Source organism: Bacteroides sp. An322 (genome assembly GCF_002161765.1).
GTDB lineage: Bacteria > Bacteroidota > Bacteroidia > Bacteroidales > Bacteroidaceae > Phocaeicola > Phocaeicola merdavium.
The window spans coordinates 15,554-31,044 of record NZ_NFIN01000021.1 but is presented as its reverse complement, the minus strand read 5'-3'; the positions used below and the strand labels follow the sequence as shown (position 1 = coordinate 31,044).

14 protein-coding genes are annotated in these 15,491 nt (G+C 46.6%); 6 read left to right on the top strand and 8 right to left on the bottom strand.

Annotation, left to right across the window (positions count from 1 at the left end):
- Positions 1-109: 109 nt before the first annotated feature.
- From B5F91_RS11175 to B5F91_RS11160, 4 genes are all read left to right on the top strand, one after another.
- Positions 110-946: a peptidylprolyl isomerase gene (locus B5F91_RS11175; RefSeq protein ID WP_087429172.1), complete on the top strand. Its 837-nt coding sequence runs from the start codon at positions 110-112 to the stop codon at positions 944-946.
- The gene (locus tag B5F91_RS11170; RefSeq protein WP_087429171.1) at positions 943-2,184 is read left to right on the top strand and encodes a pitrilysin family protein; all 1,242 of its coding nucleotides are present in this window, start codon (positions 943-945) and stop codon (positions 2,182-2,184) included. The genes B5F91_RS11175 and B5F91_RS11170 overlap by 4 nt, the downstream gene beginning before the upstream one ends.
- Before the next feature lie 103 nt (positions 2,185-2,287).
- Positions 2,288-3,631, top strand: a complete 1,344-nt coding sequence (locus B5F91_RS11165; RefSeq protein ID WP_087429170.1) for an MATE family efflux transporter — start codon at positions 2,288-2,290, stop codon at positions 3,629-3,631.
- Positions 3,632-3,752: 121 nt separating this feature from the next.
- Complete coding sequence (locus tag B5F91_RS11160; RefSeq protein WP_087429169.1) at positions 3,753-6,242, top strand: hybrid sensor histidine kinase/response regulator; 2,490 nt, start codon at positions 3,753-3,755, stop codon at positions 6,240-6,242.
- Between the two features lie 14 nt (positions 6,243-6,256).
- On the opposite strand, the gene B5F91_RS11155 is transcribed toward B5F91_RS11160, so the two are convergent.
- From B5F91_RS11155 to B5F91_RS11120, 8 genes are all read right to left on the bottom strand, one after another.
- On the bottom strand, positions 6,257-7,861 hold the full coding sequence (locus tag B5F91_RS11155; protein ID WP_087429168.1) for an MFS transporter: 1,605 nt from the start codon (positions 7,859-7,861) through the stop codon (positions 6,257-6,259).
- The gene (locus B5F91_RS11150) at positions 7,858-8,925 is read right to left on the bottom strand and encodes an HlyD family secretion protein (protein WP_087429167.1); all 1,068 of its coding nucleotides are present in this window, start codon (positions 8,923-8,925) and stop codon (positions 7,858-7,860) included. Before B5F91_RS11150 ends, B5F91_RS11155 begins: the two co-directional genes overlap by 4 nt.
- 12 nt (positions 8,926-8,937) lie before the next feature.
- Positions 8,938-10,209, bottom strand: coding sequence for a TolC family protein (locus tag B5F91_RS11145; RefSeq protein ID WP_087429166.1), 1,272 nt, complete (start codon positions 10,207-10,209; stop codon positions 8,938-8,940).
- 52 nt (positions 10,210-10,261) lie between these two features.
- Positions 10,262-10,705, bottom strand: coding sequence for a MarR family transcriptional regulator (locus B5F91_RS11140; RefSeq protein ID WP_087429165.1), 444 nt, complete (start codon positions 10,703-10,705; stop codon positions 10,262-10,264).
- Between the two features lie 237 nt (positions 10,706-10,942).
- Positions 10,943-11,527: a Maf-like protein gene (locus tag B5F91_RS11135; protein ID WP_087429164.1), complete on the bottom strand. Its 585-nt coding sequence runs from the start codon at positions 11,525-11,527 to the stop codon at positions 10,943-10,945.
- 29 nt (positions 11,528-11,556) lie between these two features.
- Entirely contained in the window at positions 11,557-12,075 is a 519-nt protein-coding gene (locus B5F91_RS11130; RefSeq protein WP_087429163.1) for an HAD-IIIA family hydrolase, read from the bottom strand.
- 170 nt (positions 12,076-12,245) lie between these two features.
- Entirely contained in the window at positions 12,246-13,040 is a 795-nt protein-coding gene (locus B5F91_RS11125; RefSeq protein WP_087429162.1) for a Rossmann-like and DUF2520 domain-containing protein, read from the bottom strand.
- A complete protein-coding gene (locus B5F91_RS11120; protein WP_087429161.1) occupies positions 13,037-13,576 on the bottom strand; it encodes a nitroreductase family protein in 540 nt (179 codons plus the stop codon). The genes B5F91_RS11125 and B5F91_RS11120 overlap by 4 nt, the downstream gene beginning before the upstream one ends.
- Positions 13,577-13,753: 177 nt before the next feature.
- On the opposite strand from B5F91_RS11120, the gene B5F91_RS11115 reads away from it, so the two are divergent.
- Together B5F91_RS11115 and mce are read left to right on the top strand one after the other, a co-directional pair.
- Positions 13,754-14,728, top strand: a complete 975-nt coding sequence (locus tag B5F91_RS11115) for a GNAT family N-acetyltransferase (protein WP_087429160.1) — start codon at positions 13,754-13,756, stop codon at positions 14,726-14,728.
- A 336-nt stretch (positions 14,729-15,064) separates the two neighbouring features.
- Complete coding sequence (mce, locus tag B5F91_RS11110; protein WP_087429159.1) at positions 15,065-15,469, top strand: methylmalonyl-CoA epimerase; 405 nt, start codon at positions 15,065-15,067, stop codon at positions 15,467-15,469.
- The last annotated feature ends 22 nt before the right edge of the window (positions 15,470-15,491 follow it).

Here is a 15,491-nt window from a genome sequence, read left to right as displayed (position 1 = left end):
TATTAAAGAAAAAATCAATAATGTAACGCCGAAACCTCCTAAATAATATAAACCTCCAAAGAATATATGGAAGAAAATCGCTACCTTTGCACGATAAATCATCCCAGACATGAAGAAAACAATTATTTTATTAACCCTGATAGCTTGTTGCATCGCCTGCACAGGCAATCGTAAAAAGAATTACTCTATGACAAACGAAACATTGGTGCGCCTGGAAACGACCATGGGCGACATTACCGTAAAATTATACGATGAAACCCCGAAACATCGGGACAATTTCATTAAATTGGTGAAAGAAGGAGTATATGACAGCACATTGTTCCATCGCGTCATCCAAAATTTCATGATTCAAGCAGGCGACCCTACCAGCAAGACCGCCAACGATACTGCAAAATTGGGAAGCGGAGATGTAGGATATACAATCCCAGCCGAATTTGTCCCGACGCTCTATCACAAACGTGGCGCATTAGCAGCAGCACGCCAACCGGACAATGTCAACCCCGAACGGGCTTCATCGGGATGCCAATTCTATATTGTGACAGGACAAGTGTTCAACGAAGACCAGCTTATCGCCATGGAAAAGAACATGAACCAAGCACGCCTCGACACCATATTCCAAAACTTGGCACGCAAGCACATGAAAGAAATCTTCAAGATGCGCAAAGCCGATGATACAGCAGGACTTCTTGCCCTGCAAGACACATTAGAAAGACAAGCCAAAGCACAACAAAAAGAAGAAGGCGTACGCAAGTTCACTCCCGAACAAATCAAAATTTATACGTCAAAAGGCGGAGCACCCCACTTAGACGGCGATTATACTGTATTTGGCGAAGTAATAGAAGGCATGGATGCCGTTTCACGCATCGAAGCCGTAAAGACCAACAAGGCAGATCGCCCTATAGAGAACATACGCATTTTGAAAGCAACCATCATAAACGAAAAATGATAAAAGTTAATCATCATACGCTGGACAATGGGCTGCGCATCGTGCACAACGAAGATAATTCCACCCAAATGGTGGCACTCAATATCTTATATAATGTAGGCGCGCGCGACGAATCGCCCGAACATACAGGCTTCGCTCATTTATTCGAGCACCTGATGTTCGGCGGCTCGGTAAACATCCCCGATTACGACACTCCCGTTCAAAATGCCGGAGGAGAAAATAACGCATGGACCAATAATGACATCACCAATTATTACATCACCCTCCCCTATCAGAACGTAGAAACCGGCTTTTGGCTGGAGAGCGACCGCATGTTGAGCCTCGACTTCAGTCCGCAAAGCCTGGAAGTGCAGCGTCAGGTGGTTATCGAAGAATTCAAGCAACGCAACCTGAACCAGCCCTACGGAGACGCATCCCACTTATTGCGCGAAATGGCTTACCAACACCACCCGTATCGCTGGCCTACTATCGGAAAGGAAATCAACCATATCGCCAATGCCACGCTGGAAGAAGTAAAAGACTTCTTCTACCATTTCTATGCGCCCAACAATGCCATCCTTTCCGTAACAGGACATATCTCATTCGAAGAAACGGTCCGCTTGGCAGAGAAGTGGTTCGGTCCGATTCCGGTACGCCAAATACCTGAACGCAACTTGCCGCAGGAAAAACCGCAGACACAAATCCGGCGAAAGAGTGTGGAACGGAAAGTACCGCTCGACGCATTGTATATGGCTTTCCACATGTGCAACCGCTTTTCACCGGAATATCATGTGTTTGATGTCATCACCGACCTGCTTTCCAACGGACGTTCCTCGCGCTTTATCCAAACCTTGGTACAGCAAAAGAAACAATTCGCTTCGATAGACGCTTATATCTCAGGAAGCCTGGACGAAGGATTGCTGCACATTACGGGCAAACCCGCACCAGGCATATCGCTGGAAGAAGCGGAACAAGCCATTTGGGAAGAATTGGATAAGCTGAAAACCGTCCCCGTATCCGCCGAAGAATTGGAAAAGGTAAAAAACCGCTACGAGAGCGAACAGATATTCAACAATATCAATTACCTAAACGTAGCCACCAACCTCGCCTTTTACGAGCTGATAGGCAAAGCGGAAGACATTAATGACGAAGTAGGCAAATACCGCTCCGTCACTTCCACACAAATACAGGAAACGGCACAACGGACATTTGTACCCGAAAATTGCAGCATCCTTTATTATAAAGCGAAAAACGATTGAAAATAGATGGAACACAGAGACACAAAGGCACGGAGATTATTTTTTAATTGCTTAAAAACTCGGTGTCTCTGTGCCTCTGTGTTCAAATAAAAAGCAAACCGACATGAAGCAATCACATTACCGTGCACTACTCACTTTAGGGCTCCCTATCGTTATCGGACAAATAGGCGTTATCGTATTGGGATTTGCCGATACCCTCATGGTAGGGCATCATAGCTCTACAGAACTGGCTGCAGCCAGTTTCGTAAACAACATGTTCAATCTCGCCATTATCTTCAGCACCGGATTCGCATACGGATTAACCCCCGTAGTAGGACGCCTGTTCGGAGAAGGAAAAACAGACAAGACCGGAGAAGTATTGAAAAACAGCATTTCAGCCAATACCCTGCTTGCCCTTATCGTGTGCGGCATTATGCTTGCCCTCTACCTGAACCTGCACCGTTTAGGCCAGCCTGAAGAGCTGATACCCTACATGCGTCCGTATTTTATCGTGTTGCTTCTGTCCCTCCCCTTTGTGCTTTGGTTTAATGCCTTCAAGCAATTCACCGATGGAATTACCGACACCAAAGTTTCCATGTGGATTCTTTTATGCGGAAACGTTTTAAATATCATCGGAAATTACATCCTTATCTATGGCAAACTGGGATTGCCCGAATTAGGTTTGTTAGGTGCGGGAATCTCGACATTGGTATCCCGCATCCTCATGGTGCTCGCTTATTTGGTCTTGTTTTTCCTTACCGCCCGTTACAAACAATTCCGCAGGGGATTCATGCAAGGGAAAACCAACAAAGCAGACTTTACCTTGCTCAATAAGTTAGGATGGCCCATTGCCGCCCAAATGGGAATGGAAACCGCCTCATTCAGCCTCAGTGCCATCATGGTCGGTTGGCTGGGAAGCACCGAACTTGCCACTTACCAAATCATGATAGCCGTTTCCCAAGTCTGCTTCATGATGTATTACGGCATGGGAGCCGCTGTATCGGTCCGCGTCAGCAACTTCCTTGGGCTGAGGGATTTCGAGAATATCCGCCGGATAGCCAATTGTGGATTCCACATCATCTTGGTGATGGCGGTCTGCACATGTGTTCCTATCTACCTTTTACGGAACTACATCGGAGGCTGGTTTACCGATGACGCTGCGGTCAGCCTTATGGTGACCCAAGTGATTATCCCCTTCCTGCTCTACCAGTTCGGAGACGGGCTTCAAATCAATTTCGCCAATGCACTTCGCGGAATAGCCGACGTGCGCCCGATGATGATTTTCTCGTTCATCGCCTATTTCATTATCTCCTTGCCCTTAGGATATATCTTCGGCTTCACCCTCGGATGGGGGATTACAGGCATCTGGATGGCATTCCCCTTCGGACTGACCAGTGCAGGCATCATGTATTACCTCCGTTTCCGGTATAAAGTCCGCTATAAATTAAGTGTACAAATAATCAAGTGATACGATGAAGAAACGCAGATTTTCGCAGATTAACGCCAAATGGATTAAAATTAAATTATTATCTACGTTAATCCGCGTGAATCTGCGTTTCCAAACAAACACATTAAACAGATAACAAACCATGCTTTCCACTCCAGTCAAAATAGCGTTCGGATATATCCTGCTCATAGCCCTCCTTTTCGGAGCTATCGGGTACATCTACCGACAAATGACTTTGCTGACCGCTCCATCGGGTACGGAAGAAACGATTAGCTTACGCCGGAAAACGACCCATCAGATTATCACCCAACTCTATGACGCCGAAATCATCGGGCAAACCTTACGTACGGGGAAACTGGACGAATACCCAAAGTATAAACGCGCGATGAGAGAAGCAGGAATCTTGATAGACTCCCTCCAGCAACAACTGACCGACACCCTGCAACAAGCTAGGTTGGACACCGTGCGCATGTTGTTGAAACAAAAAGAACAAAACATGCTGAGGGTATTGGAAGCTATCAAGGAAAACCCGACCGATGAACTCTACCGCCAACAACTGGATAGCCTTATCCTCCAGCAAGATTCATTACTAAACAATACTCATGTGCGCCGACGTGTCGTCACGCATCACAATTCATACACCATCCATCATAAACCGAAGAAATTCTTCCGGCGCCTTGCCGACCTTTTCTCTCCGGGTAAGCCCGACTCGACCCAAGTGGACAACATCATACAAGAAGAATATACCGATACCATCGACGAGACGTATAATCCGGTAGATACCATAGCCAGCATGCTGACCTCTATCCAACATAAGGTTTTCCAAAACCGGCAAGAACAACAACGCACTTTAGAAATACAGATAAACCAACTCCGCATAGCCGGAAGCATGCTCAGCCAAAGGGTAAACCAATTGTTGGAAAGCATTGAAACAGATGAGCAAGCTGCTATGGAAGAAAGAATCATACACGAACAGGAAATCAGGGGGCAAGCTGCCCAAACCATGGCCGTCATAGCTACCTTAGCCATATTGCTCGTACTGATATTCTTCATTATTATATGGCGAGATCTTACCCGAAGCAACCATTACCGAAAAGAACTGGAAAAATCGAAACAATATGCCGAAAACCTGCTCGTGGCACGCGAAAAGCTGATGCTTACCATCACACACGACATCAAAGCTCCAGCCGGCTCCATCATCGGCTACATCGACCTATTAATCAGACTGGTACACGACCAACGCCAGCAATTCTACTTGCGCAACATGCAAAGCTCGGCACGCCATCTGCTAGATTTAGTGACTTCCTTGCTCGATTATCACCGGCTGGAAGCAGGAAAAATGGATTTAAATTCCGTGTCTTTCAACCCGTATGAACTATTCGAACATATTTATACCAGTTTTTTGCCTACAGCCGAAAAGAAACAACTGAAACTGGCATTTAAAACAGACCTCCTTCCTCATCTAACTTTAGAAGGAGACCCGTTCCGTATTCGGCAGATTGCCGAAAATCTTCTATCGAACGCCTTGAAATTTACCGAAAAAGGAAATATTACACTCAATGTCACATATAAAGAAAATCAACTCCAATTTTATGTAAGTGACACAGGATGTGGCATGAATGCGCAAGAACAAGCACATGTATTCCAAGCATTTACCCGATTAAGGAGTGCACAAGGGCAAGAAGGTTTCGGCTTAGGACTTTCCATAACCCAAAAGCTGATCGAACTCTTACAAGGAACTATCCGTATAGAAAGCACTCCCGGAAACGGAAGCACTTTCTATGTATCTTTACCGCTCCGGCATGCCAAAGAAACACAAAACGTAATACAAGAAACATCATTCTTACCTAATAAACAATGGCACATCCTGCTTATTGATGATGACCGTATCCAATTGGCTCTGAACGAAGCTATGTTACGCGACTTATTCGCCTATCTGCCAGCTAAACAAACTCCCGTAATCCGTTGTTGTACCCAGCCGGAAGAATTGTTCAAACTCATCCAAACTGAGTCTGTAGACTTAATTCTGACTGATATACAAATGCCTGCTATGAATGGCTTTAATTTATTAAAAGCCATTCGGAAGCTCAACACGCCACAAGCAAAGACCGTTCCGATCATAGCCATTACCGCACGGAGCGATATGAACGAAGCAGACTTCCGAAAACAAGGTTTTGCCGGATGCCTCTACAAACCGTTCAACTGGGAAGAGCTACGCAAAGTATGCGGACAAACCCTGCAAGTGAAATGGGAATCTATAGAGCCAGCCAAAGAACCGGAAATATCTTCCGACGGGGCATCCCATAAATTCAATTTCGCTCCCTTGACCGCTTTCTCCGAAGACGATGAAGAAGCCGCACGCCAAATTATCCGGACATTCATCGAAGAGACCCGAAAAAACCAAAACCGGATAACGCAAGCGATAAACACAAAATCGATGCAAGAATTAGGGGAAATCGCACACAAAATGCTCCCCACTTTCACCATGATAGAAGCCCAAGAAGCACTTCCTTCCCTTCAATGGCTAGAAACCCACCGTAAGAATGCCGAATGGATTGATAAAGCACAATACCATGCGGAAATTGTTCTACAGTGTATAGAGAAAGTGATAAAAGAAGCAAAATGCGTATAACATTTGCCCCTTTATCACACCATATCATCATCTGCCTTGGCGAAGGTAACCCGGATGGTCTTATGGAACGGGATGAAGCGAGACACAACGGCTATTACTAATGTTACGATGAACAGCCAGCCCAAGATGTCTTTCAACGCCAACAGAAGGCTTTGCTGCTGAAGGGTGGAATAAAGCGAGGTAGTCGCCATTTGGGTAGCCTCGGCATACCCGTGACCCTGCCCGATTCCGCTGCTCAACGACTGGGAGAACTTCGAGGCAGCCAATGGATCGACCATTGTTATGGTTTCCGACAAGGAGTGTATGTACTTCTGCTGCAAGTGATAAAGCGTATTGCTATAAAACGAAGTCGCCATCAGCGGTGCTAATACCGAACGGCACAAAATCAAAAAGAAAGCGTTCGACAAGAGGAACTTCGGATTCAGATCTTCCACCGCAAACAGACCGAAGGCGATAATCAGCACCAACATCCCTACCCCACGGATGAAGATAGGGAAGAACAACATCTCATACGTGCTTTCGGGCGAAATGGTGAAATAGAGAATGCCGAAGAACACGGCAAAACACCCCATTGCTCCTGCTACCAAAAAGCGAAAACGCCACCTCTGCCAACGGAACCACCAAAAGCAAATGAACGCACCCAATGCATAACCCGGAAGTGCCCATATATAAACAAGGTAGGTACGTGTGGAATCTACCTGCAAGATAGTGGTCATGTAATTAGTGAGCAACGTAGTGGAGGTACTGAAGAACATCGTCAGCATCATATAGAAATAACCCACCACGGCTTTCGGCTGATACAGAGGAGCCAAACTGACGAAAGGCTTCTCCGCCGTCTTCTGCAACCAAATGAAGAAAGCTAACAGGATAGGCCCGATAACAATGTAAGCGCATATCTTAAACGAAGCCATCCAGTCGAGCATCTTGCCATAATCAGCCACGTACATCAGCATCAGCACGCCTACAGCCGCCACCATCATCTCGCGGAAATGGAATTCGGAGAGCGGAATCTTCTCTGCCTTCTTATCTTGACGATAACAGACAATAACCGTCAGGATGCTGATGAGCATCAGAATCATCATGAAGTAATACATATACTTCCAGTTATAATGGTAGGCAAGCTCTGCCGTAAGTACCATCGAAAGCTGGCCGAAGCCGAAAGCCAAAGGGAAGAAATACGAATAGAACTCGCTACGCACATCCTTCGGGCTAAAGATAAAGCGAGCCATACGGATGAACCACAGCATCATGAATCCTTTGAGGAAACCAATGACGAAACTTGCCACAATCAATATGTCAACGTTTTGCGAACGGGCGCACACCCAACTCAGCAGGAACTGCAAAGTGAGGTTGACCACTAACATCATTTTTTCGGGAATAGCCGACAAGACCTTGGGCACAATGGGATAACCGATGGCGAATCCTGCCGATGTGGCATAATAGCCCATCGTGATGTCTTCGGTATTCGTACCTAATGTGTTCGACACTTCGAGCATACTGCCCGTATACGAACCATTTACCATCAGCACCGGCAAGATAACGATGAACACACTTGCCAAAGCCAGCCAATCGGGCACCCATCGGCGGACGGGCAGCCCCAAACTTCTAACGTCCGTCATTTCCGCAATGCCTCCGTCTCTACCATCATGCCGGCACGCAAATGCCGCATATCTTCATCGGATACATTCTTCAGGTCGATGCGTACCGGGATGCGTTGCTGCACTTTCACGAAGTTTCCCGCCGAATTATCGGTAGGCACCAACGAATATTTCGAACCGGTAGCCTCGGAGATAGCAGTCACTTCCCCTTCGAATACCCTGCCAGGCAAAGCGTCTACCTTGATACGTACGGGCTGTCCGATATAGATACTCGTTATCTGTGTCTCCTTATAATTTGCCGTCACCCATTTGTCATCTCCCCGGACCAAATACGAAATGGTCTGACCTGCCTGCACATACTGTCCGGGTTCCAACGTACGCCGTCCCATATAGCCATCGTAAGGAGCTATCAGGATAGTATAAGACAAGTTCAGCTTTGCCAAGTCGAGGTCGGCTTCCTGACGCAAAATAGTAGCCTGTGCACTGGTGGTACGCTTGTTAGCCTCGGTATATTGCGACTGGGCGGCACGCTTTTGTTCCAACAAGGCTTGATAACGCGCTTGGGCAGCCTCGTAAGAAGCCTTTGCTTGTTCGAACTGTTGTTCGGGAATGGATTCTTCCTTCAGCAGCCGCTCGAAACGGTGGTAATCTTGTTCCAATTGCCATAGCTTGGCTTTCGCCTCGGCAATATTGGCTTCCTGTACAGCTATGTTGGCGTGCGATGTCTCAATACCCGAATGAAGCACATCCTGTGCACCACGTGCATCAAGCAAGGCAGCTTCGGCTTCCTTTACCTTAATCAAGTATTCGCTATTGTCCAACACCAACAACGTATCGCCCTTCTTCACATATTGGTGTTCCTTGAAGCGCACCTCCTTGATATACCCCGACGCACGGACATTCAAGGGTGCCACATATTGGTCAATAAACGCATCGTTGGTCACTTCGTAATTGAAATAACGCCAGAAATAAGTAGCGGTCCACCACAGTCCCGACCCTGCCAAGATAATGCAGACCGTATTCAAGATACGGTTACGCATCCGTAATTTCTTCAATCTGTCTCGTTTTATTTTCAGTTCTGCCATAGTTTTTGTTTTTTACAATCTTCCGCACGCCCGTTCCAGTTGATAATAGGTGAAAATCACCTGCGTGCGTGCCGAAGTCAGTTGCAATTCGGCGTTCAGCCTCACCGTATTCGCATCCAATAAATCGGTCAGGATAGCCAGTTGGTTCAAATAGCGGTTCTGCATGATGCGGTAATTCTCTTCGGCTTGTTTCACCGAAAGCTTCAACGCCTCTACCTGACGCAACGCCTCCCGATGACGAAGAAATGCCGTACGTACCGTCACCCGCACTTGCTGCATCTTCTGTTCTTCCGCATTTTGGTTCATCAATACAGCCAATTTGGTTTCCTTTACCCGATGGTTATTCTTATACAACGAAGAAAGCGGATAGGAAACCGACAAGCCAATGTTCCAATTGTTGTTATACAAATCTGCCATGGTCCGCGAAACGGGACGCGCCAAGGTGTTCGATGCATAAAGCGAAACATGAGGCAAGGACTCGGCTTTTACCAACCGCACTTCATTCTTCGCCTGTTCGGTCTGCTTACGAAGCAATTTCATGGCTGGGTCATTATCGAAAGCCTCAGCCACGTAAGCATCATACGGTTCCAATGCCACGGCACGGTAAAGCAAAGACGTATCAGGCAAAAGCAAACGGTCTTCATCGATACCCAACAAGATATCCAATTGTTGTGATACCAATGCCAAGCTGTTCTCGGTCTCGGTCAATGAAAGCCGGTCATTCGTAAGCTGCATTTCGCTCCGCAACACATCGTTGTTCGTAATCAGCCCCTCCTTCTTCATCTGCCGGATGTCTTTCAGACGCAACTCCGACTCTTCGATGTTCCGCATCAAGACCTCACGCTGTTTGTACAGGCTGAACAGGCTCATGTATTGTTCTAAAAGGCTGAGCTTTACGTCAGCACGGTCGGTTGCGGTACGGAGTTGTGCCACACGCTTTTCCAAATCGGCTTTCCGGATGGTATAACGGATTCGCCCGCCTTCATAAAGAGGTTGGGTAAAATCAATCGCATAATTCTGCGACCAATCGGGCGTATCGGGATACGTAGCAGCCGACAAACCACGTTGGAACACAATGGGCTGGCCTATCACTCCCCCGTTCAATCCGATTTGCAAATCGGGCAAACGCGAAGCACGTGCCGTGCGGCTCCGCTCGTGCGCCATAGCCTCATCCAAGGCATCTGCCTGCAATTTCAAACTATTATCCACACCTAAGCGGAACAGTTCGTCTACGGTGAGCAACATTGAATCGGCAGACAAGGCACACTCACTCTCTACATCCATTGCCCCTTGCGCTTCGAGCGACACAAACGCCAAGCCCGCCCAAAGCCACCGGTCAAATCTCCTCCAACGCATCACGAGTCAGTTTTAAGTCAGCCAATAGGGTTTTCATCTTCTCCATTCCCACCGTTATCCCCGCAGAGGCATAGATATCATCCAGTGACGAACGGAGCTGTCCGTAAAACAAAGCCCCTTCCTCACTCAAATACACCCGTTTGTTCCTCCGGTCGGAAGCGTCTTCCAGCCGGTACACATATTTCTTTTTCTCTAAATTCGCAATCAGATTGGACAAGGCAGCCTTCCCCTTGGCGATGCGCTCCGCCAATACTTGCTGGGTAATCCCCTGCTCTTCCCCTAAACATCTTAATACTTGAAGCATCTCGAACGTTATCCCTGCTTCCACTTTCCGTAGAGCACGTTGCACCAAACGCCTGAAAGCCATCCGCGTACGGAACACCTGCAACATCAGCTCCCTGAATGCAGCACTTTCTTTTCCCATAAAAACAATCTTTTTCCTTTCGGGGCGCAAAGATACACATTCTTTCGGAATTAGTCAACTGTTTAACTATTGGATTTAAATAAACGCAGAGACGCAAAAGCGCAGAGAATATAATTAGAGAAAGCAAAGGGCACGGAGTAGTTAAAAATTAAAAGTTACTTGTCACTACTCGGAGGGCGTATCAAGAAATTGTTGCTCAGCGCTTTTGCGTCTCTGCGTTTAAATTCAAACACCCACTTACAACGCTTTCAACTCTTGATAAAGCCGCTGGACGGGAAGCCCCATCACATTATAGAAAGAACCTTTCATTCCCGTAACGCCTACATAGCCAATCCATTCCTGCACTCCGTATGCACCCGCCTTATCAAAGGGACGGTAATGAGAAACATAATACCGGATTTCTTCTTCACTCAACGACGCGAAAGTCACTTCCGTCACCGAAGCAAAAGCTTTCTGGAAAGCAGATGTCGTCAGACACACTCCCGTAATGACCTGATGCGTCCTTCCCGATAACTTGCGAAGCATCCGGCACGCATCTTCCTCGTCTTCCGGCTTTCCCAACACTTCCCCGTCGATATACACAATGGTATCTGCCGTGATAATCAGTTCATCCTCCTTCATGTCTTTCCGGTATGCATCTGCCTTCTCACGGGCGATGTAAACCGGAATCTCTTCACCGCTCAAGGTGTCGGGATAAGTCTCGTCAATGCCCGGCAATACCTTTATTTCATAATCAATGCCCAACCCCGAAAGCAATTCCCTGCGACGGGGCGAATTGGAAGCAAGCTTCACTTTGTATTTTTGCAAATTCTCTAATACCATTATTTTTATATTTTATTGTAATTAAGGAGTTACCATCCGAACGCATCGGCATGCGACATCCATTTACCTTGTGCCCGCAAGACCTGCTCTATCACATCACGTCCGCATCCGTATCCTCCGTTCCGATGAGAAATATACTTGCACACCGCCTTGATTTCGGGAGCGGCATCGGCAGGGCAACAAGGCAAGCCGGTCAAACGCAAGACATCATAGTCGGGTATATCATCGCCCATATACAACACTTCTTCCGGCTTCAAATCGTACCGGGCAAGCAGGTCAGCATATTCTTTCGTCTTGACCGAAGCGCCCATGTAGATGTCTTTCACTCCCAACGCTTCGTAACGCTTCCGAATAGCGTCTGAACGTCCTCCGGTAATAATCGCTACATGCAATCCGCATTTTACGGCAAGTTGCAGGGCATATCCGTCCTTGATGTTCACCGTCCGCATAGGCTCCCCTTCCGCACTCATCGGAACGGTCTCGGCACTCAATACTCCGTCTACATCGAATACCAGTGCCCGTATCTTCGTTAAATCATAATTTATCATTTGAGTTCTAATATTAAAAAACGCAGAGACGCAAAAGCGCAGAGAATCTATTTTTGAGAAAGCAAAGGTCGCAGAACCAATGCATCTATCTGTGTGTTTACTCTCAAAAATGAAAGACTTTGCGCTTTTGCGTCTTTGCGTTTTAACAATATCCAGCGCAAAGTATAAGCCTAAGCCAACCGATGAATGCTTTGGCTAATTTTTTCATACAATTCTGCCAAACGAGGTTCATCGGCAAGCATTTCCAGATGTTTTCCGATTACATTCTCATCATACCGCCTTGCCGGTCCAGTCTGAGCTTCAAGCGGAGGCAATTCGTGTACTTTCCGTGCCGTTTCGTCGATTAAAGGCAACATCACTTCGAAAGGCAAACCGTGGGAATCCAGCAGGCGGTGCGCCAAAGCATACATGTGATTCGTGAAATTACAAGCGAATACCGCCGCGATATGCAAGTACCGGCGTTGCTCGGAAGTAGCTTCGTATACCTTCCCTCCTATCCGCTCCGCCACGGCTTTCAATGCCTCTGCCTCTTCTCTTCCCGAACCTTCTATAAAAAAAGGAACCGTAGAGAAGTCTACCGCACGGCTTTTGCTAAAGGTCTGCATCGGATAAAGCACCCCGTAACGGACGGCTTCGCCTTTCCATACATCCATCGGCATACTTCCTGCCGTATGCACGAACAAGGCTTTCGGATTACGGCGCACCAAAGGCGGAATGACCTCTGCCAACACCGCGTCTTTAACAGATACGACATAAAGCTCCGCATCGGGCACTACCTGATTGATATCCGTCGTATAAGGGCAATTCAATTTCCCAGCTAACGCCGAAGCCGATTCTTCCGTCCGGCTAAACACTTGAAGTACCGCATATCCGGCACCACGCAATGCCGTTCCCAAATGGGTCGCCACATTTCCGGCACCAACCAACACTATCTTTTCAGTTGATAATAATCCCTTTGCCGTCATTCTCCCTTATTATATTTATTAAGGTGTACCTTTTCCCACAACAATTTGCTCTCGTCAAACGGTTTCCGTTCCATGCCTTTATGACCTAAGGCAATAATAGAAAGCACCTGAAGTTGCAAAGGGATATCCAACACATCGTGTATATACTCATCGGCAGGCATGCCCGTGGCGGTATAGCGTTCCCGGACCTGAATCCAACAACTTCCCAGTCCCAAATCTTCTGCCTGAAGCTGGATGAGAATCGACGCGATAGAAGCGTCTTCAATCCATACATCGCTCGCCAACGGATCTGCCAATACCACAATGGCAAGCGGGGCATCTTTCAAGAAATCGGCTCCCGATGCCTTGCATTTCGACAACAATTCAAGCGTATGCTTATCGTCTACCACAATAAATTGCCAACAATTACTCCGCTTCGAAGAAGGCGACATCAGAGCAGCCCTAAGCAAAGCCACCACTTCATCCTGTGTCAATTCTTCCTCGGTAAACTTGCGCATGCTGCGCCGTTGCTTAATCAAATCACTGAAGTTTTCCATAAACTCTTATCTATTAGTCCGACAAAGATACTCGTAAAAAACGAGAAGGTCAAATTTACCGGCACTATTTCAAATCCATTTCAAATTTATTCGGTTTCGTTCGGAAAATCCTTTTTATTGGCATGTTTTTCCCGATTAGATATACTGTCTCAAAAAAATTTTTATCTTTGCAGTACCATGACTATTCGAATAAGCACATACGAACATTCGAAAGACATTCCGGACCTTCCCGGAACAAATATCTTTCATTCCACCGATTTGTTTCAAGTACTGGAACAAACTCCCGGCTATCGTCCTGTATTGTTGGTAGCATGGGAAAACGATACGCCTATCGGAAAGCTGCTCTGCATCACGCGCCGCAATGCACGGCTCACCGGACTCCGAAAAAAGACATACGCATACGGAACAGGTGAATATTTCAACACCTCACGCAAAGCCGATGAAATCTTTGGAAATTTTCTTTCCTATTTTACAATCATATTCCAAGACCAATCCTTCTTTTTGGAATTCAGGAACTTAGAAGAACCACTTTTCGGTTATCGCTATTTCCGGCAAAACGGATATTTCCCTATCCGATGGCTTCGGGTACGCAACTCCATTCATCATCAAACCCTCGATAAATGGATTAGCGCATCACGCAAAAGGCAAATAGCACGTGGATTGAAAAATGGCGCGACAATGGACATCGCACGCACTCAAGAAGACATCGAAGCCTTTTTCAATATGCTACGGAAATATTATGCAGCCAAGATACACCGTTACCTGCCCGACCTGCGTTTCTTCCTTTCCTTGCTGAAACGTCCTTCTGAACACGAATTAGGGAAAATCTTTCTCATCCGCTACAAAAATAAAATCATCGGAGGCTCGGTATGCCTATTCTCACAAAATACAGCCTATTTACTTTTCTCTTCCGGCATGCGCAAGACTTATCCGCTTCTCTATCCGGGCGTCCTTGCCGTATGGAACGCCATGACCTACTCCCGCCAGCAAGGTTACAGACATTTCGAGTTCATCGAAGCAGGGCTTCCTTTCAAGAAATATACCTACCGCGACTTCATCCTCCGTTTCGGAGGCAGGCAATTAAGCACCCGCCGCTGGTTCCGCATCCGCTGGAAATGGCTCAACCGGCTGCTTATTCATTTCTATATTTAATGCGAATCAGAAATGGAGGGAGTTATGCTTCGCTCCACTCAGCATCAATAAAAAACGCACTTAGCTTCATAAGCCAACGAACCTAAGTGCATCAGCCAATGAAGCCTGCTTCGATGGCTGATGAACCCGTATGCATTTTTGGCATAAGGAAAGTGACATCTTGACAGACTAAAAAAGCAATCACTATAACAGTAACAATGCGCTACAAAACCAATAAAGACATGCTTTCCATGAAATAAAATAGGGAAAAAATTTCATATATCGCACATTTTTCTTTTCTTTGTGCAATCAATGCAAATGACTTAAGAATTTAATACCCTATAAAAAACAACAAATATGAAAATTTCTCACATTGAACACTTGGGCATTGCCGTTAAGAGCATCGAAGAAGCCCTTCCGTATTATGAAAAAGTTCTCGGACTGACTTGCTATAACATAGAGACAGTAGAAGACCAAAAGGTAAAGACCGCTTTCCTGAAATGCGGAGATACCAAAATCGAATTATTGGAGCCGACCAGCCCGGACAGTACCATTGCCGGCTTTATCGAAAAACGCGGCATGGGCATCCACCACCTCGCTTTTGCCATTGAAGACGGAGTAGCCAACGCATTAGCTGAAGCCGAAGGAGCAGGCATCCAGCTGATAGACAAGGCTCCACGTAAAGGTGCGGAGAATTTGCAAATCGCTTTCCTGCATCCGAAATCAACAATGGGCGTATTGACTGAATTGTGTGAAAAGTAAAAATCTATAAAACGAAAATACC